Genomic DNA, 17,940 nt, shown 5'->3' on the forward strand with positions numbered 1-17,940 from the left:
GCGATGGCCGCGTCGGACCGGGAGGACTGGGACCGCAGGCACCGCGCCGTCGGTGCGGGTGCCGGTGCCGGTGCCGCGCTGCCCCCGGACGCGCTGCGCGGCCGGCTCGAGCTCGTCCCGGAGACCGGCCGGGCGCTCGATCTGGCCTGCGGCCGCGGTGCGGTCGCGGTGTGGCTGGCCGGGCGCGGGCTCGACGTGGTCGCGGTCGACGTGTCCCCGGCCGGGCTCGCCGCGGGCGCCGAGCTGGCCACCGCCCTCGCCCCGCCCGGCCGGATCCGCTGGGTCGAGGCCGACCTGGACGACGGTTTCCCCACCGACGACGGCGTCTACGACGTCGTGGTCTGCCAGCGGTTCCGGGTGCCCGCCCTGTACCCGGCGCTGGCCGCCGCGGTGGCCCCCGGCGGGCTGCTCGCGATCACCGTGCTGTCCGAGGTCGGCGACTCCGGCGGCCGGTTCCGCGCGGCCCCCGGGGAGCTGCTCGCCGCGTTCGGCGGGTTCGAGGTGCTCGCCCACCACGAGGCCGACGGCGAGGCGCACCTGCTGGCCCGCCGGCCGTGATGCGCTGAGCGGTCCGGGCGGCGGTCGCAGCCGCGGGCCCGGTGCGCCGGCGGCCCAGGGGTGCGAGGACCGGGGCCTGCGGTCAGCGATGCGCGGCGACGAGGGCGGCCAGGCCGGTGGTGACCGGGACCGCGGCGACCAGACCGATGCTCCCGGCCAGCGTCCTGACGATCTCGGTGGCGACGTCCTGGCTGGTCAGCACGTCCGACACGCCCCCGGCGGCGACCGAGAACAGCAGCATCAGCGGCAGCGCCGCACCGGCGTAGGCGAGCACCAGGGTGTTCACCGCCGACGCGACGTGGTCCCGCCCGATCCGCATCCCGGCGGAGAACAGCTCCCGGGCACCCAGCTCCGGGTTCGCCGCGCCGAGCTCCCAGACGGCCGACGCCTGGGTGACCGTCACGTCGTCGAGCGCACCGAGCGCGCCGATCACCAGCCCGGCGAGCACCAGGCCGCGCGGGTCGATCGGGATCCCGCCGAGGGTGCCGATCAGGTTGGCCGTGGTGTCGTCCAGCCCGGTCAGCCGCGCGGCGGCGGTGAAGCCGTAGCCGATCACCCCGATCAGCGCCAGCGACACCAGCGTGCCGAGCACCGCACACGACGTCCGGGCGCTGAACCCGTGGGTCAGGTACAGCACCACGAACATGATCAGGCACGCCCCGGTCACCGCCACCGCGAGCGGTGAACCGCCGGACAGGATCGCGGGCAGTACGAACCACAGCAGGATGACGAACGTCAGCCCCAGGCTGATCAGTGCGGCGAACCCGCGCAGCCGCCCGAGCAGCACGACGGCCAGCGCGAACGCGGCCGCCAGCCAGATCAGCGCGGGCGTCCGCTGGAAGTCGTTGAGCTGGTACGACCCGGCGGAGTCGGGATCGCCGCCGGACCAGGCGAGGGTCACCGGGTCGCCGACCGCGAACCGCGGGCTGGACGGCTCGTTCGGCACCAGCTGCACCAGGTCGCGTCCGGCCCGGGGGCCGTCGGTCATCGCGATCGTGACGCCGGTGCAGGCGCCGTCCCCGGAGCCGGGGGAGCAGTCCGCGACGGCGACCGCCGTGACGTCCCCGCGCACCTGCTCGGTCGGCGGGAACTCCGGCGTCGGGACGTCTCCGGGCCACAGCAGTGCGACGCCGGCCAGCGTGGCGAGCGCGCACGGGATCAGCAGGGCGACCAGCAGGTTCCGCACCCGCCGTCCGGCCGGGGTGGGGCTGCCGTGGCCGTGCCCGTGGCCGTGGCCGTGGCCGGTCGGAGGGGCCGACCGGCGTCCGGCGGCAGCGGCGGCTCCCGCGGTGACCGGGCCGGTCCCGGCGATCCCGGCGTCGTCGTCGGGACCGGCGTCCTCCGGTGCCGGTGCCGACCCGCGGACGCGACGCCCGCCGCCGTCCGGCAGGCCGGCGCCGCGGGCCCGGTCCGCCGGGGGACCGTGCGCGGTGTCGCGGACCCGTGCCCCGGTGGCCTCCGGCGCCGCGGCCGGGTGCTCGCCGGTCTCCGCCCGGCTGCGGCGGTGGGTGGGCGTCTCCTCGTCGTGAGCGCCGTGGCCGTACGTCCCGCCGGTGTCGCCCCGGCCGGCCCGCCGCCGGGCCCCCGCGTCGCGGTCCCCGCGCCCGTGCCCGGCCGGGCCGCTGCGGCGGGGCTGCGGCGCGGTGCCCGGCGGACGGCCCCCCGTGGCACCGGGTCCGGGCGGCCCCGGCCGGGCCCCGGCCGGGGCCGCCCCGGCACCGGGCCGCTCGGCACGGGGCCGCTCGGCACCGGGCCCGCCCGGCGCCGGATCGCGCTCGTACGGGCCCGGTGCGCCACGGCGGGCGCCGCGCTGCGGTCCGTCCGCGTCGTACGGCCGGGCGCCGGTACCCCCACCGGTGCCGCCGGAGCGCGGTACGGCCGGCCGGCCGGCCGGACGGCCCCCGGCCGGGGCCGGCTCGTCCGGTGCGCCGGCGGACCGCGGCGGCGACTCCGGCCGCTGGTGCCTGCCCGTCCCGTCCGCCCGCCGACGCCCGCCGGGTTCCCGGTCCGGACGCACGTCACCGGCGGACCGGTCGGGATCGTCGGGGTGCACCCCGGCATCCTCGCAAGTGATCACCCGGCGCCGGAGCGGTGCTCGCCCGGAGGGCACCGCCGGGCGACGACCGGTTGCCCCGCGTTCGAACTTGTGTTCGACTGATGCCCGTGCGGTGGAGCGGACAGCAGGTGGGAACCGACGGGGTCGGGGCGGATGCGGTGCTGCCGGGCATGGCCGGGTTGCTGCGCTCGGTGCGGACCCCCGAGTTCGCCGGCGCGGTCTTCCACGAGGTGGAGGCGCGTTCGGCGCTGAACCGGGTGGGGCCGTCGTCGCCGGTGCCCTTCGGGTGGACGGTGAACCCGTACCGGGGATGCGCCCACGCCTGCACGTACTGCCTGCGGGGGGACACCCCGGTGCTGACCGCCGGTGGTCGGTCCCGGCCGATCGCCGATCTCCGCCCCGGCGACGAGGTGATCGGCACCGTGACCGACGGGCACGGCAGGCGCCGGTTCGTGCGCACCCCGGTGCTGGCCCACTGGTCGACCCGGCGCCGCGCACAGCGGGTGTCCCTGGACGACGGGACGGTCCTCGTGACGTCGGCCGAGCACCGGTTCCTGACCCGGGAGGGCTGGGCGCACGTCCGGCCGGGGCGCTGCCGCTCGTCGGCGGACCGGCCGCACCTGACCGCCGGATCGGCGCTGGTCGGGCCCGGTGCGGCGGCGATGCCCGCGGAGGGCCACCCGGCCGGCTGGGCCGAGGGGTACCTGTGCGGGCTGGTCCGGGCCGACGCGGTCCGCAGCAGGCGGTCCGCGGAGCCGTTCCCGTCCGACTGGGTCGAGCTGGAGGCGCTGGCCCGTGCGCACCACCTGCTCACCTCGGGCGGCCCGGGCGGCCCGGATGCCACCGGCCCGGGCGCGGCGAACCGTCCCGGCGCGGCCGGTGCGGGCCGCGTCCCGGCGGGCGCCGGTCCGGCGGGTGCGCGGCAGGCGGCAGCGGCGCGGCACGCCTCCGCCGCCCCGGCGCCGCACCGCGCCGCCCCCTCGCCGACGGTGTGGCCGGAGCGGCCGGGGCCGGGCTGGTCCGCCGGCTTCCTCGGGGGAGTGCTCGACGCGAGCGGCGAGGTGTCCGCGGGTGTCCTGCGGATCACCCCGGGCGACGAGCAGCTGACCCGGGCGACCGTGGACGCGTTGCGCAGGCTCGGGTTCCGGGTCGCCTCCGAGCCGTCCGGCCGGCCGGGCGGCCGGTCGCTGCGGGTGCTCGGCGGGGCCGCGGAGCAGCTGCGTCTCGTCGCGGTGGCCGATCCGGCCCTCGCCCGGGTCCGGGACGTGGCGGGGGCGCTCGTCGAGGAACCGCGGGACGGCGCGCCCCGGGTGGTCGACGTGCAGGACACCGGCGACATCGTGCCGATGTTCGACATCACGACCGGCACCGGCGACTTCGTCGCCGCAGGCGTGGTCAGCCACAACTGCTTCGCCCGGAACACGCACACCTACCTGGACCTGGATGCGGGCACGGACTTCGACTCGCAGATCGTGGTCAAGGTCAACGTCGCCCGGGTCCTGGAACGGGAGCTCGCCCGCCCGGGCTGGCGGCGCGAGCACGTCGCGATGGGCACCAACACCGACCCGTACCAGCGGGCCGAGGGCCGCTACCGGCTGATGCCGGGGGTGATCGGCGCGCTCGCCCGGTCCGGGACGCCGTTCTCCGTCCTCACCAAGGGCACCGTGCTGACCCGCGACCTGCCGGACCTGGCCGCCGCGAACACCGACGTCCGGGTCGGGGTGGGGGTGTCGGTCGCGCTGCTCGACCGCGAGCTGCAGTCCCGGCTCGAACCCGGCACACCGAGCCCGCGGGCACGCCTCGACCTGGTCCGGCGGATCACCGACGCCGGTCTGCCCTGCGGGGTGATGGTCGCGCCGGTGCTGCCGTGGCTGACCGACTCCGCCGAGGCACTCGACGCGCTGCTCGCCGACATCGCGGCCGCCGGGGCGAGCGGCGCGACGGTGCTCGCGCTGCACCTGCGGCCGGGGACCCGCGAGTGGTTCCTCGGGTGGCTGGGCCGGGAGTACCCGGCGCTGCTGCCGCGCTACGAGCGGCTCTACCGGCGCGGCGCGTACGCGGGGCGCGACTACCGGGAGGCGCTGGCCCGGCGGGTGGCGCCGCTGCTGGCCCGGCACGGGCTGGACCGGCCGGAGCCGAACCCGCGGGACCCGGGCTGGACACGGCAGGAGTCCGGGCCGCCGGCGCCGCCCGATCCGCGGGCCGGCCAGCTGAGCCTGATGTGACGCCGGGCGGGGTTCGCACCGGCGCCGGGCCCACCGGACCGCAAACCTGGTGGCGGGCCCGGTGGGGCGTGCGGATAGCCTTGTCCGCCGTGATGCGAACCCACCCCGTCGGCACCCTGCGTGCCGAGAACGCCGGCCAGACCGTGACCCTCGCCGGATGGGTGGCCCGCCGCCGGGATCACGGCGGCGTGATCTTCATCGACCTGCGTGACCGGTCCGGATCCGCCCAGGTCGTGTTCCGCGAGGGCGAGATGGCCGAGCGCGCGCACCGGCTGCGCTCCGAGTTCTGCGTGCAGGTCGTCGGCACCGTCGTCGCGCGCCCGGCCGGCAACGAGAACCCGGAGCTGCCGACCGGCGACATCGAGGTCACCGTCACCGAGCTGACCGTGCTGTCCGAGTCGGCGCCGCTGCCGTTCCCGATCGACGAGCACAGCGGCGTCGGCGAGGAGATCCGGCTGACGCACCGCTACCTCGACCTGCGCCGCCCCGGCCCGGCCGCGGCGATGAAGCTGCGCAGCGACGTCAACAAGGCGGCCCGCGACGTGCTGGCCGCCGAGGACTTCATCGAGGTCGAGACGCCGACGCTGACCCGCTCCACCCCGGAGGGCGCCCGCGACTTCCTGGTGCCCGCCCGGCTGCGCCCCGGGTCCTGGTACGCGCTGCCGCAGAGCCCGCAGCTGTTCAAGCAGCTGCTGATGGTCGGCGGCCTGGAGCGCTACTACCAGATCGCGCGCTGCTACCGGGACGAGGACTTCCGCGCCGACCGGCAGCCCGAGTTCACCCAGCTCGACATCGAGATGAGCTTCGTCGAGCAGGACGACGTGATCGCGCTCGCCGAGCGCGTCCTGGTCGCGCTCTGGAAGCTGGTCGGCCACGAGATCACGACCCCGATCCCGCGGATGAGCTACGCCGAGGCGATGTCCCGGTACGGCTCGGACAAGCCGGACCTGCGGTTCGGCATCGAGCTGACCGAGCTGACCGGGTACTTCGCCGGCACCGGGTTCCGGGTCTTCCAGAACCCCTACGTGGGCGCCGTCGTGATGCCGGGCGGGGCGTCGCAGGCCCGCAAGGTGCTCGACGGCTGGCAGGAGTGGGCCAAGCAGCGCGGCGCCCGCGGCCTCGCCTACGTCCTGATCGGTGAGGACGGCACGGTCGACGAGCGCGGCCCGGTCGTCAAGAACCTCTCCGAGACCGAGCGGGCCGGGCTGGCCGAGGCCACCGGCGCCCAGCCGGGCGACTGCATCTTCTTCGCCGCAGGCAAGCCGAACGAGGCCCGCGCGCTGCTCGGCGCCGCCCGCGGCGAGATCGCCCGCCGGATCGGCGCGATCGACTCCTCCGCCTGGTCGTTCGTCTGGATCGTCGACGCGCCGCTGTTCGAGTCGACCGCCGACAGCGACGACGTCGCCGTCGGCGGCGGGGCCTGGACGGCGCTGCACCACGCGTTCACCTCGCCCACCCCGGAGTGGATCGACACCTTCGAGCAGGACCCGGGCAGCGCGCTGGCCTACGCCTACGACATCGTCTGCAACGGCAACGAGATCGGCGGCGGCTCGATCCGTATCCACGACGCGGACGTCCAGAAGCGGGTCTTCGAGATCATGGGGCTGTCCGAGGCCGAGGCCAAGGAGAAGTTCGGCTTCCTGCTCGACGCGTTCACCTACGGGCCGCCGCCGCACGGCGGGATCGCGTTCGGCTGGGACCGGATCACCGCGCTGCTGGCCGGCAGCGACTCGATCCGCGAGGTCATCGCGTTCCCGAAGACCGGCGGCGGGTTCGACCCGCTCACCCAGGCGCCCGCCCCGATCACCGCGGGCCAGCGCAAGGAGGCCGGGGTGGACGCGCGCCCGGCCGGCCCGGCGCCCGGCGGTTCGGCCCCCGGGCGGCCCGCGGAGACCGGCGGCGGTGCGCCGGAGAAGCCCGGCCCGGCCGCCTGAGCGCCCCCGGCACGACCGGTGGCCGGCCCGACCGGCCGGCCACCGCGGCGGGGTCCGGTCTGCCGGCGCGCAGGGGCCCGGCCGGCCGGCGCGCCGTGGTCCGATCGGGCACTGCCGTCGAGGCTCCGACCGGCACCGGGGAGCCCGCCGGCCCCACGCCGGCGGGCCGCCATCCGTCCAGGAGCCCGGCACGGCCGGCCGCGCAGCACCACACCACTCGCCGCGCGCGGACGTCCGGCGGCTCGTCCCGCTCGGCGGCGGTGCACCAGCACGGGCCCGGCAGCACGGGCCCGGCAGCACGGGCCCGGCAGCACGGGCCCGGCAGCACCGGCCGACCAGCACCGGCCGACCGGCACCGGCCCACCACGGGCCCGTCACCACCGAGCACGACGGGCGCCGGGGCACGTCCCGCGGCGGCACTACCGGCCCCGGCGGGACACCGGCAGGGTGAAGGCGTCCGGGTTCCGAGCTGCTCCGTCCGGAGGGGCACGTCCGACACGAGGGGTAGGGTCCGCAGGCGATGACCGATCCGCAGGCGACTCCCGGCGCGGTCGCGGCGATGGCCGGTGCCGCGCGGCTGCTCTCCCGGCGGGCGGGCTCGGAGGTGGAGCTCTCCGAGCCGGAGGACCTCGGCGGCAGCGGCCGCTCGGTCGTCGCCCGGGCGAGGATGGCGCAGAACCCGTTCTCCGACCGGCGCAGCGTCGTGATCAAGCAGTACGCGCCGCCGGGTCCGGACGACGACCCGATCACGTCCGACCCGTACCGCTACGAGGTCGCGTCCTGCCAGCTGTTCACCGCGCTGCCCAGCGACGTCCGGCCCAGCCCGGTGATCATCGCCCACGACCCGGAGCAGCGGCTGCTGGTGCTCGAGGACCTGGGCCGCAGCATGACGCTCGCGGACAAGCTGTTCGGCCCGGATCGTGAGGCGGCCCGGATCTGCCTGCTCGGCTGGGCCAGGGGGCTCGGCCGGATGCAGGCGGCCACCGCGGGCCGGGAGGGTGACTTCGGGGCGCTGCTGCGACGGCTGGGGGAGAAGGTCCGCAGGGACCCGATCGCCGACCAGGCCCGCGCCGCACTCGCCGGGCTGCCCGGGCTGCTCGCCGACGCCGTCGGCGTGGAGGTCCCGGAGATGGCGGTGCTGGAGGCCCGGGGCGGGGTCCGGCTGCTCGGGGGGACCGGGTTCCGGGCGTTCAGCCCGTCCGACACCTGTCCCGACAACAATCTCGTCACCAGCCGCGGCGTCCGGTTCGTCGACTTCGAGTGGGGATGCTTCCGGGACGTCGTGCTGGACGCCGCCTACGTGCGGGTCCCGTTCCCCGGCTGCGCGGCCAGCTACGCCCTGCCGTCACCGGTACGCGAGCAGATGCTCGACGCGTGGCGGGCCGAGGTCGCGCCGGTCTGGCCGGAGCTCGACGACACCGAGCTGCTGGAGTCCAGGCTGACCGACGCGCACCTGCTCTGGGTGTGGTGGTCGAGCTGGCTGCTGCTGCCGCGGGTGCTGCACCGGGACCGCCCGATCGGGCGCGACGCCGGGCGGTCGCCGCGGATCAGCACCGCGCTGCGGCACTACTGGCAGGGGCTCGCCGCCGCCGCCGCGGCCACCGACCGGGCCGCGACGGCCGAGCTGGCCGCCGCCGTCGTCACCGCGCTCGACGCCCGCTTCCCGGACGCGCCTTCCGAGCTGCCCGTCTTCCCGGCGTTCCGCACCGCCGACCGCTGACCCCCGCCGGTCTCGGCCGGTCGGTGTCCGTGGCGAACCCGGCCCCGGGGCGGCACGGGCGTCCGCGCGACACGGGTACGTGCAGACTCCCTCGGCTGCGACGATCGTGAGATGATCGTCACCCGGGGGAGCCTGGGCGGTGTCGCGGGCGCGGCATGCCACACTCTCCGTACGCGTCCGTCCACGTTCCGGGGTGGTTGATGGGTTCCGGCGAGTCTCGTCCGAGCGGTTCGGCAGCAGCCGAGACCGCGGCCGGGCCGGTGGCGTTGCGCATCCTCGTCGGAACGCACCTGAAGCGTTTCCGGGAGGCCGCCGGCGTCAGCCGGGCGGTCGCCGCCGATCTCATCCGCGGCTCCGAGGCGAAGATCAGCCGGATGGAGTCCGGCCGGGTCGGGTTCAAGCAGCGCGACGTCGCCGACCTGCTGACGCTCTACGGCAACATCGGTGAGACCGAGCGCTCGGAGCTGCTGGTCCTCGCACAGCGGGCCAGCGAGCCGGGCTGGTGGCAGCCGTTCAGCGACACCATGCCCGACTGGTTCACCACCTACGTGGGGCTCGAGCAGGCCGCCGCCACGATGCGCACCTACGAGCCGCAGTTCGTGCCGGGCCTGCTGCAGACCGAGGGCTACGCCCGCGCCGTGATCGAGCTGGGCCGCCCCGCGCCGCCCGCGGAGGTCGAGCGCCGGGTCACCCTGCGGATGGAGCGCCAGCAGATCCTGGAGGGCTCGTCGGCCCCCGAGTTCTGGGCGGTGATCGACGAGGCGGCGCTGCGCCGCCCGATGGGCAGCGACCAGGCCATGCGCGACCAGCTGGAGCACCTGCTGAAGGTGTCCGAGCTGCCGAACGTGACGCTGCAGGTGCTCCCGTTCAACCAGAGCGGTGCGGCCGCCACCGGCGGGCCGTTCATCCTGCTGCGGTTCGCCGACGCCGACCTGCCCGACATCGTCTACCTGGAGCAGCTGACCAGCGCGCTCTACCTGGACAAGCGCACCGACGTCGAGACCTACCTGGTGCTCATCGACCGGCTCGCCGCGGCCGCGCTCACCCCGCGCCGCTCGCAGGCGATGATCTCGTCGCTGCGCGGCATGTTCTGACCGGACGCCGCTCCGGTCACCCGTCGGCCCGGGTGACCGGAGCGGCCCGCGGTCAGTTCTTGAACGCCACCCCGCCGTACTCGATCCACTCCTTGGTGGCCTGCACCTCCGGTGCCACGTCGTCCGGGTGCCAGGTGGACACCTCGACGATGCCCGGCTCCATCACCGACAGCCCGCCGAACAGCGCCTCGACCTCGTCCGGCGTGCGCACCCGGCCCCAGTTGCCCCCGGTGTTGGTGAGCATCATGTCGGTGAGGTTGCGCCGCACCTCCGCGTCGGTGCTCGCCAGGTGCGAGATCACGACGGCGCTGCCCTTCGGCAGCCGGTCCAGCACGCCGGCGACCAGGCCGGCCGGGTCGTCGCCGTCCGGGATGCAGTGCAGGAAGGACAGGAACAGCGCCGCGGTCGGCCGGGAGAAGTCCAGCAGCCGGGTGACCTCGGGGTCGCTGTAGATGGTGGCGAAGTCCCGGACGTCGGCCTGGATGACGGTGGACGCGTCGTCCTGCTCCAGCAGGGCGCGGCCGTGGGCGAGCACGATCGGGTCGTTGTCGATGTAGACGGTGCGCGAGGCCGGATCGACCGCCTGCGCGACCTGGTGCACGTTGTCCTGGGTGGGCAGGCCCGAGCCGTGATCGAGGAACTGGCGGATCCCGTGCTCCTCCGCCAGGTACCGGACGGCCCGGATGAGGAAGCGCCGGTTGTTGATCGCGAGCGCCGCGGTGCCCGGGGCGGCCGCGGAGAGCGCGGCGCAGGCCTGCCGGTCCACCTCGTAGTTGTCCTTGCCCCCGAGATAGAAGTCGTACATCCGAGCCACGCTCGGTGTGCTGACGTCGACCTCGGACGGCGTGACCGATCGCGCTCGATCCATTCCTGCGACGCTCCCTTGCTCGACCGTTCCGACGGGCCCGGCCCCCGATCGTGCACGACGGTGTCCGGTCGTGCCGATGGTAGCGGTTGCGCCGTGCATTCGAGCCGCCACCCGGACGTGTCGTAAACGGCGAACGGGGGAGCCGACGACTGCTACGGTTGCAATTGCATCAGTCCAGAACGTCGGGAGGGATACCGATGAGCGAGATCGATCTGCCGGACGGCCTTCAGTGGCGGAAGAGCATGCGCAGCAACCCGAACGGGGCCTGCGTGGAGGTCGCCCCACTTCCGGGTGGCGGTGCCGCGGTGCGCAACTCGACCCGGCCGGACGGCGCGTACGTGACCTACACCCGGGCCGAGATCACCGCGTTCCTGCAGGGCGTGCACGACGGCGAGTTCGACGACCTGATCGCACCCTGATCCCGGCGCACGACGAGCAGGCGGGTGCCGGTCACCGACCGGCACCCGCCGTCGTTCACAGCCGGCGCAGGAAGTTCCCGATCCGCTCGACGGCCTGTTCCAGCTGCGGCAGCGCCGTCGCGTAGGAGCACCGGACGTGCCCCGCGCCGGACGGGCCGAACACCGTGCCCGGCACCACCGCGACCGACTCCTCGCGCAGCAGCCGCTCCGCGAACGTCTCCGCGTCGAGCCCGGAGGACCGGATGCTCGGGAACGCGTAGAACGCCCCGGCCGGCTCCGGGCAGTCCAGGCCGGCCTCGCGCAGGCCCTTCACGAACACCCGCCGGCGGCGGTCGTAGTCGGCGACCATCTCCGCGACGTCCCGCTCGGCGTTGCTCAGCGCCTCGACCGCGGCCATCTGGGACACGTGCGGCGCGCACAGCATCGTGTACTGGTGCACCCGCAGGCACAGCTCGGCGATCGGCCGGGGCGCGGCGAGCCAGCCGACCCGCCAGCCGGTCATCGCCTGGGCCTTGGAGAACCCGCCGAGCACCACGGTCCGGTCCCGGGCGCCGGGCACCGCACCGAGGCAGCTGTGCACGCCCTCGTAGGTGAGCCGGTCGTAGATCTCGTCCGACAGGAGATAGAGGTCGTGCCGCTCGGCGAGCGCGACGAGTGCGCGCAGCACCTCCGGCGGCTGCACCGCACCGGTCGGGTTGGCCGGCGAGCCGATCAGGATCGCCTTGGTCCGCGGGGTGACCGCGGCCTCGACGGCGGCGACGTCGATCGCGAACCCGTCCTCGGCCCGGGTCGGCACGCCGACCGGCGTCCCGCCGGCGAACGACACGCACGGCTGGTAGGCGACGTAGCAGGGTTCGGGGACGATCACCTCCTCGCCCGGGTCCAGCATCACCCGCAGGGCCAGGTCCAGCCCCTCGGACACGCCGGTGGTGACCAGGCACTCGGTCGCCGGGTCGTAGTGCGCGTCGTACCGGGACGCCAGGTCGGCGCAGATCAGCTCGCGCAGCCGGGGGAGGCCGGCGTTGCCGGTGTAGGTGGTGTAGCCGCGCTCCAGGGCGTAGATCCCGGCCTCCCGGATCCGCCACGGCGTGACGAAGTCGGGTTCCCCGACACCGAGCGAGATGACGTCGTCCATCTCGGCGGCGATGTCGAAGAACCGCCGGATCCCGGACGGCGGGATGGCGGTGATCGTGCTGTTCAGCGGTTTCACGGCGTCACCGGCAGCCGGTGGTCGGCCTCCGGCTCGGCGAACGAGTCGCCGTCGCGCTTGTGCGTCGCCAGCACGAAGTGCGTCGCGGTGGAGCGGACCCGGTCGATCGTCGACAGCTTCTGCGACACGAAGTCGCTGATCGCCCGGATGTCCGGCCCGACGACCGTGCAGCGCAGGTCGTGCCCGCCGGAGACCAGGTAGCAGTCGCGGACCTCGTCGAACCGCGAGATCCGGGCGGCGACGTCGTCGAAGCCGACCCCGCGGGCGGGCTCCACCGCGACGTCGATGAAGGCGGTCACCCGGGCACCGGCCCGGCCGGCACCGGCGAGCGTGCCGTCGGTCGTGCCGTCCTCGTACCGGGCCCAGTCCACGACCGCCCGGTGCCGCCGGATCACCCCGGTCCGCTCCCACTCGGTGATCCGCGCGTCGACCTCGTCGACCGGCAGACCGAGCATGGTCGCGACGGTGTCGTGGTTCAGGGAGGCGTCCCGTTCGAGCAACTCGAGGATCTCGCGCACGCGCCCGACCCTACGTCGGCCCCGGGCGTTCCGAGCCGGCCACCACGCCGTGGGTGACGGACCCGACTCCGGCGGATCGGCTCAGGCCGCGCGGGCCACCCGATCGGGTGCCGGTGCGCTCGCCCGGGCCGGGTCGAGCAGGCCGCACTCGAGATCGACGAGCCGGGCCCGGGTGCACGGGCCACACACGAACACCACCCCGCCGGGGCCGTGGTGGCTGCTCCACTCGAGGCCGTGGATGTCGGCGGCCGTACGCGGCCGGGTGCAGAGCGGGCATCTGAGGATCGTGTCCATGCCCCATGAGGGTGCCGCGGGCGTGTTGCCGGAGGGTGACGGTGCGCGTCGCCGGAGTTGCGTTCCGGCGACGATCCGGGGTCCGCGGCGATCATCGTCCCAGGTCACGAAACGGGTGCGACCCGGTGAACCCGGTGTGCGACCACCGGTAGCAGGGCTACTGTCCGCGCGCATGAGCAACGAGCCGTCATCGGGCGGCGACCCGCAGCAGGGGGCCGCGGGGACGCCGGACGACGCGGGCGCCGCGGCGTCCGGACACCAGGCGCCCCACGGTCAGCAGCAGTACGGCACGCCGCCCGGGCAGGCGCCACAGGGCGGGCAGCCGCACGGGTACGGCGAGCAGCCCACCGCCGGACAGCCGTACGGGGACCAGCAGGCCGGGGGCCAGCAGTACGGCGGCGGGCAGTACGGCGGCCAGCAGCAGTACGGGGGCCAGCAGCAGTACGGCGGGCAGCAGCAGTACGGGGGCCAGCAGTACGGGGCACCGCAGCCCGGCGCACCGCAGTACGGGGACCAGCAGTACGGCGCCCAGCAGTACGGGAGCCAGCAGTACGGCGCCCAGCAGTACGGGAGCCAGCAGTACGGCGCCCAGCAGTACGGGGGCCAGGACCAGTACGGCAGGCACACCCAGGGCGCCTACCAGCAGCCCTATCCGGCCGGCCAGCAGTACGGCGGCTACCCCGGCCAGCCGGTCGGTCCGGCCGGCACGCCCGCGGGCACCTCCCCGGACCCGCTGGTGCCGTTCTCGCTCAACGACTGGTTCGCCAAGATCATCGGCGTGCTGCAGCGCAGCTGGAAGCCGATGCTCGTCGTGCAGGCCGCGGTCTGGGTGCCGATCGCACTGCTGGAGGCGGTGCTGATGCTCACCGGCCTGCGGGTGGAGCCGGACGGCGCGCTGCCCGCGGTCGGGAGCGTCGTCTCGCTGGGGCTGGCGAACCTGATCACCTCGGTGGTGACGGTCGTGCTGGGCGCCTTCGGGATGCTGGCGACGGTGTTCGTCGTCATCCGGGACGCCGCCGGGCGCCCGTACGAGCCGCAGCAGGTGTGGGCGTTCGTGAAGCAGCGCGGCCTCGCGGCGGTCGGCTGGTACTTCCTCGCGGGTGTGCTCGTCGTGGTCGGCGTGATCGCCCTGGTGCTCCCCGGGATCTACCTGGGCACCGTGTTCTTCGGTGCGCTGGCCGGGGTGCTGGCGGTCGAGCGGGCCGGCATCGGCCGGACGTTCGCGCTGGTCAACCCGCGGTTCTTCCCGGTGCTCGGCCGGGCGGTGCTGCTGGTGATCACGATATCGGTCGCAGGTGTGCTGATCGGCCTGATCACCGTGCCGTTCGCGTTCATCAGTGTCGTGCTGGCCCAGCTGCTCTACTACGTGCTGATCATCCCGCTCGGCCTGGTGTCCGGTGCGGCCGCCGTCGTCACCTACGCGGAGAACCGGTTCCACGAGCACAACCCGGTGCACACCCCGGTACTGGCCGACGAGATGGACCGCGCCTGACGCTCCGCGGGCCCGGCCCTGGCAGGCTGGACGGCGATGAGTACCGACGGCCTGTTCGACATCGACCCCGGCCCGGGATCGGACGGCGCCGAGGACGGCCCCCGTCCCGACGCCCCGCTGGCGGCCCGGATGCGCCCGCGGACCCTGGACGAGGTCGTGGGCCAGGCCGACCTGCTGAAGCCCGGTGCGCCGCTGCGCCGCCTGCTCGACGGCGGCGCGGCGGCGTCCGTGCTGCTCTACGGCCCGCCCGGCACCGGCAAGACCACCCTGGCCCGGCTGATGGCCGGGGCGGCCGGCGGTCCCGGCGGCACCGCGCCCGCCCGGCACTTCGTCGCGCTCTCCGCGCTCTCCGCGGGGGTGAAGGAGCTGCGGGCGGTCATCGAGGACGCGCGGCGCAGGCGCGACCGCAGCGGCACCACCACGGTGCTGTTCATCGACGAGGTGCACCGGTTCTCCCGCACCCAGCAGGACGCGCTGCTCGGCGCCGTCGAGGACCGGCTGGTCCTGCTGGTGGCGGCGACCACCGAGAACCCGTCGTTCTCGGTGGTGTCACCGCTGCTGTCGCGCTCGCTGGTGCTGCAGCTGCAGTCCCTCGGCGAGGACGACGTCCGCCGGCTGCTGCGCCGCGCCGTCACCTCCGAGCGCGGGCTGAACGGCGCGGTGGAGCTGGCCGCCGAGGGGGAGGACGCGCTCGTCCGGCTCTCCGCCGGTGACGGCCGCCGGGCGCTCACCGCACTGGAGGCGGCCGCCGACGGGGTGCTCGGTGCGGGCGGCTCGGTGGTCGATCTCGCCGCCGTCGAGCGGGCGGTCACCGAGGTCGCCGTCCGCTACGACCGGGCCGGCGACCAGCACTACGACGTGATCAGCGCGTTCATCAAGTCCATCCGCGGCTCCGATCCGGACGCGGCACTGCACTACCTGGCCCGCATGATCGTCGCGGGGGAGGACGCCCGGTTCATCGCGCGCCGGCTGATGGTGCACGCGTCCGAGGACATCGGCCTCGCCGACCCGACCGCGCTGCCCGCCGCGACGGCCGCCGCGCAGGTCGTCCAGCTCGTCGGGATGCCGGAGGCGCGGCTCGCGCTGGCCCAGGTCACCGTGCACCTGGCGACCGCACCCAAGTCCAACGCGGTGATCACGGCGATCGACGCGGCGATGGCCGACGTCCGCTCCGGGAAGGTCGGCGGGGTGCCGGCGCACCTGCGCGACGGGCACTACGCGGGCGCGCAGAAGCTCGGGAACGCGGTCGGCTACCGCTACCCGCACAGCGACCCGGACGGCGTCCTGCGCCAGCAGTACCCGCCGGACGACGTGGTCGGCACCGACTACTACACGCCGTCCGGCCGTGGCTTCGAGCGGACGCTCGCCGAGCGGCTCCCGAAGCTGCGCCGGGTCGTCCGCGGCACCGGGGACTGAGCTCAGCCGGTCGTCAGTGTCAGGTTCAGCGCGCTGGTCGCGGTCCGGACCGGGGTGAAGTAGCTGGTGCAGTTTCCCGAGCCGCCCGCGCCGGTGTGCACACCCTGGGCCTGGCCGCCCGAGGTGATGTAGGGGGCGCCGGAGTCGCCCTCCCGGGCGCACGCCCCGACCGCGGTGAGGCCGGACTGCTGCTCGCCCTCGAAGTTCACCGTCACGTCGGTGCGCTGGACGGTCCCGCAGGACCGGCCGCTGGTGGAGCCGTGCAGGCAGACCGACGACCCGACCGGCGCGACCGAGGTGCCGCGGACCCGGGTCCCGGCCACCGTCGGCGAGGCGCTGCCCTGCTCGACCGGGATCGCACCGACGTCGACGCCGTCGCCCGCGGTGCGCCCACCGGAGCCGATGGTGCTCTGGTCGGCGGCGTACCAGGTGGCGGACCCGCGCAGGCAGTGCCCGGCCGTGATCACCCAGTCACCCGCGCTGTCGGACGCGGCGAAACCGGCCGTGCAGCGCCTGCTCCCGTCGCTGATCGTGTCGCCGCCGGACACCGCGGCCTGCCGCCGCGGCACCGCCGGTACCCGCTCCACCCGCACCACGGCCGGATCCAGGCCCGCGGTCAGCTCGCCGGCGAGCCGGCCGGCGTCCGGCCCCTCGACGACGTCGAGCACCAGCTGCTCGGTCCGCGGGTCGATCCCGTAGGACGCCAGCCCGTCCGGCAGGCCGGCCGCGGTCCGGCCGCCGAGCGCCCGCAGCGCCGCCGACGGGTCGCGCCGCGGCCCCTCCCGCAGGACCGGCGTCGCGCCGAGCGCGCCCAGCACCGCCGCCGGCGCCGGGTCCCAGACGCCCACCATCAGCCGGCCGTCGTCGAACCAGGTCCCGGCGAGGGCGTCACCGGCGGCCGCGGTCACGGCGGGCACCAGCTCCGCGGCGGCGGTCTCGGTGAGCACCGACGGGCCCACCGGCGGCACCGGTGCCGCCGCCGCCGGCACGGCGACGCCGAGTGCGATCACGGCGGCGCCGGCGAGGGCGGCGAGCGACAGGCGGTGCGGGCGGCGCAACGGCACGGGGGAGGTCCTCCGGGGAGCGGGCGGGGGTGGCACCCGGCTCAACGAGCCCGCGGCCGTCCGGGTCACGCACAGCGGCGACCCCGGAAGGAGTGACAGAGAGTGGACGCCCGATCGGCGCAGAGGTTGCCTCGGAGGGCCGAAAGTTACTACCCCGCGTCTCCACATACCGCAAATTGAGCATGTTGATTGACCCCGATCGGGTGTGTCGCCAGGGTTGATCGCAGGCCGGGGTGCGGCCGAGCGGACCTGCGGGGCCGCCGGGACCCGGCAGGAGGACACCGAGCGTGCCGACCGACCCTCCGGGACCGGGCGGAACCGCCGGGGTCGCAGGGACGGGATGCGGCGGGGCCGCATCGGAGGAGCGCTGGCACGATGCATGACGGACTCGCGGTGACCGAACCGGCCGTTACCGGCGGCCCGGCCGTGGACGGCGGTGACCCACCGGCCGGCCCGCCGGAGGCCCGGACCGCTGCACCCGACCTGCTCCCGCCGGAGCTCCTGCAGGCGGCGGTCGCCGGCGACCAGCAGGCGGTCGCGCTGCTGCTGTCCCGGGTCCAGCCCCAGGTCGAGCGGTTCTGCCGGGCCCGGCTGGGCCGGCGGGAGACGACCCTCGGCTCGGCCGACGACGTCGCCCAGGACGTCTGCATGGCGGTGCTCGCCGTGCTGCCGGACTACCGGCTGTCCGGGATGTCGTTCCGCGCGTTCGTGTTCGGCATCGCCCGGCACAAGATCGCCGACGCGTTCCGGGCGATGGCGCGCAACCGCTGCGACGCGGTCGAGGAGCTGCCCGAGCGGATCGGCCGTGAGGAGGACCCGGAGCAGGTGGTGCTCGACGCCGAGCGCAACGACCGGCTCACCGACCTGCTGGGCATCCTGGGCCGGCGCCAGGTCGAGATCCTCACCCTGCGGATCGCGGTCGGCCTGACCGCCGAGGAGACCGCGGACGCGCTGGGATCGACCCCGGGCGCGGTCCGGGTCGCCCAGCACCGGGCGCTGCAGCGGCTGCGCCGCGAGCTGGAGGAGCGGGCGGCCCGCCGGGACGGGTCGCCGGTCCCGGCCGCCGCGCACC

The 17,940-nt window shown here is 75.5% G+C and carries 15 protein-coding genes; 9 read left to right on the forward strand and 6 right to left on the reverse strand.

Annotation, left to right across the window (positions count from 1 at the left end; translation table 11 throughout):
- Positions 1-3 precede the first annotated feature (3 nt).
- Complete coding sequence (locus ABD160_RS31750; RefSeq protein ID WP_344029956.1) at positions 4-558, forward strand: class I SAM-dependent methyltransferase; 555 nt, start codon at positions 4-6, stop codon at positions 556-558.
- Between the two features lie 82 nt (positions 559-640).
- Here ABD160_RS31750 and ABD160_RS31755 read toward each other — a convergent pair whose 3' ends face one another.
- Positions 641-2,611 (reverse strand): YibE/F family protein, encoded by a 1,971-nt coding sequence (locus ABD160_RS31755; RefSeq protein ID WP_344029958.1) that lies wholly within the window; start codon positions 2,609-2,611, stop codon positions 641-643.
- Positions 2,612-2,715: 104 nt separating this feature from the next.
- On the opposite strand from ABD160_RS31755, the gene ABD160_RS31760 reads away from it, so the two are divergent.
- The 4 genes from ABD160_RS31760 to ABD160_RS31775 all read left to right on the forward strand — a co-directional run bounded on the left by ABD160_RS31760 (position 2,716) and on the right by ABD160_RS31775 (position 9,587).
- The gene (locus tag ABD160_RS31760; RefSeq protein WP_344029961.1) at positions 2,716-4,839 is read left to right on the forward strand and encodes an intein-containing Rv2578c family radical SAM protein; all 2,124 of its coding nucleotides are present in this window, start codon (positions 2,716-2,718) and stop codon (positions 4,837-4,839) included.
- 89 nt (positions 4,840-4,928) lie between these two features.
- Positions 4,929-6,773 (forward strand): aspartate--tRNA ligase, encoded by a 1,845-nt coding sequence (gene aspS / locus ABD160_RS31765; protein ID WP_344029964.1) that lies wholly within the window; start codon positions 4,929-4,931, stop codon positions 6,771-6,773.
- Between the two features lie 520 nt (positions 6,774-7,293).
- Positions 7,294-8,493 carry a hypothetical protein gene (locus ABD160_RS31770; RefSeq protein WP_344029967.1) on the forward strand — a complete coding sequence of 400 codons (1,200 nt, stop codon included), beginning with the start codon at positions 7,294-7,296 and terminating at the stop codon, positions 8,491-8,493.
- 260 nt (positions 8,494-8,753) lie between these two features.
- Complete coding sequence (locus tag ABD160_RS31775) at positions 8,754-9,587, forward strand: helix-turn-helix domain-containing protein (protein ID WP_344029969.1); 834 nt, start codon at positions 8,754-8,756, stop codon at positions 9,585-9,587.
- Positions 9,588-9,639: 52 nt separating this feature from the next.
- On the opposite strand, the gene ABD160_RS31780 is transcribed toward ABD160_RS31775, so the two are convergent.
- Positions 9,640-10,554 carry an SAM-dependent methyltransferase gene (locus tag ABD160_RS31780; RefSeq protein ID WP_344029971.1) on the reverse strand — a complete coding sequence of 305 codons (915 nt, stop codon included), beginning with the start codon at positions 10,552-10,554 and terminating at the stop codon, positions 9,640-9,642.
- A 98-nt stretch (positions 10,555-10,652) separates the two neighbouring features.
- On the opposite strand from ABD160_RS31780, the gene ABD160_RS31785 reads away from it, so the two are divergent.
- The gene (locus ABD160_RS31785; protein WP_344029973.1) at positions 10,653-10,874 is read left to right on the forward strand and encodes a DUF397 domain-containing protein; all 222 of its coding nucleotides are present in this window, start codon (positions 10,653-10,655) and stop codon (positions 10,872-10,874) included.
- Between the two features lie 55 nt (positions 10,875-10,929).
- On the opposite strand, the gene ABD160_RS31790 is transcribed toward ABD160_RS31785, so the two are convergent.
- The 3 genes from ABD160_RS31790 to ABD160_RS31800 all read right to left on the reverse strand — a co-directional run bounded on the left by ABD160_RS31790 (position 10,930) and on the right by ABD160_RS31800 (position 12,896).
- A complete protein-coding gene (locus ABD160_RS31790; RefSeq protein WP_344029975.1) occupies positions 10,930-12,084 on the reverse strand; it encodes an aminotransferase class I/II-fold pyridoxal phosphate-dependent enzyme in 1,155 nt (384 codons plus the stop codon).
- Positions 12,081-12,602, reverse strand: coding sequence for an Lrp/AsnC family transcriptional regulator (locus tag ABD160_RS31795; RefSeq protein ID WP_344029977.1), 522 nt, complete (start codon positions 12,600-12,602; stop codon positions 12,081-12,083). The genes ABD160_RS31790 and ABD160_RS31795 overlap by 4 nt, the downstream gene beginning before the upstream one ends.
- 81 nt (positions 12,603-12,683) lie before the next feature.
- A complete protein-coding gene (locus ABD160_RS31800) occupies positions 12,684-12,896 on the reverse strand; it encodes a hypothetical protein (RefSeq protein ID WP_344029979.1) in 213 nt (70 codons plus the stop codon).
- A 172-nt stretch (positions 12,897-13,068) separates the two neighbouring features.
- Here ABD160_RS31800 and ABD160_RS31805 point away from each other — a divergent pair, with 172 nt between their 5' ends.
- Positions 13,069-14,388, forward strand: a complete 1,320-nt coding sequence (locus tag ABD160_RS31805) for a mediator complex subunit 15 domain-containing protein (RefSeq protein ID WP_344029981.1) — start codon at positions 13,069-13,071, stop codon at positions 14,386-14,388.
- Positions 14,389-14,424: 36 nt separating this feature from the next.
- The gene (locus ABD160_RS31810) at positions 14,425-15,804 is read left to right on the forward strand and encodes a replication-associated recombination protein A (protein WP_344029984.1); all 1,380 of its coding nucleotides are present in this window, start codon (positions 14,425-14,427) and stop codon (positions 15,802-15,804) included.
- A gap of 2 nt (positions 15,805-15,806) precedes the next feature.
- Here the strand turns inward: ABD160_RS31810 and ABD160_RS31815 are convergent, their stop codons facing one another.
- Positions 15,807-16,868 (reverse strand): S1 family peptidase, encoded by a 1,062-nt coding sequence (locus ABD160_RS31815; protein WP_344029987.1) that lies wholly within the window; start codon positions 16,866-16,868, stop codon positions 15,807-15,809.
- Positions 16,869-17,243: 375 nt separating this feature from the next.
- Here ABD160_RS31815 and shbA point away from each other — a divergent pair.
- Positions 17,244-17,940 (forward strand): RNA polymerase sigma factor ShbA (gene shbA, locus ABD160_RS31820; protein ID WP_344029989.1); only part of this gene is annotated, 697 nt, incomplete at its 3' end.

Source organism: Pseudonocardia kongjuensis, assembly GCF_039526905.1.
In the GTDB taxonomy this organism is placed as follows: Bacteria; Actinomycetota; Actinomycetes; order Mycobacteriales; family Pseudonocardiaceae; genus Pseudonocardia; species Pseudonocardia kongjuensis.

What these genes read in the sequence shown, in the direction of transcription:
- ABD160_RS31805 (WP_344029981.1), top strand. Translation starts at nt 13,069, where the DNA reads ATGAGCAACGAGCCGTCATCGGGCGGCGACCCGCAGCAGGGGGCCGCG.
- ABD160_RS31800 (WP_344029979.1), bottom strand. Translation starts at nt 12,896, where the DNA reads ATGGACACGATCCTCAGATGCCCGCTCTGCACCCGGCCGCGTACGGCC.
- ABD160_RS31785 (WP_344029973.1), top strand. Translation starts at nt 10,653, where the DNA reads ATGAGCGAGATCGATCTGCCGGACGGCCTTCAGTGGCGGAAGAGCATG.
- ABD160_RS31750 (WP_344029956.1), top strand. Translation starts at nt 4, where the DNA reads ATGGCCGCGTCGGACCGGGAGGACTGGGACCGCAGGCACCGCGCCGTC.
- ABD160_RS31770 (WP_344029967.1), top strand. Translation starts at nt 7,294, where the DNA reads ATGACCGATCCGCAGGCGACTCCCGGCGCGGTCGCGGCGATGGCCGGT.
- ABD160_RS31760 (WP_344029961.1), top strand. Translation starts at nt 2,716, where the DNA reads ATGCCCGTGCGGTGGAGCGGACAGCAGGTGGGAACCGACGGGGTCGGG.
- ABD160_RS31780 (WP_344029971.1), bottom strand. Translation starts at nt 10,554, where the DNA reads ATGCACGGCGCAACCGCTACCATCGGCACGACCGGACACCGTCGTGCA.
- ABD160_RS31810 (WP_344029984.1), top strand. Translation starts at nt 14,425, where the DNA reads ATGAGTACCGACGGCCTGTTCGACATCGACCCCGGCCCGGGATCGGAC.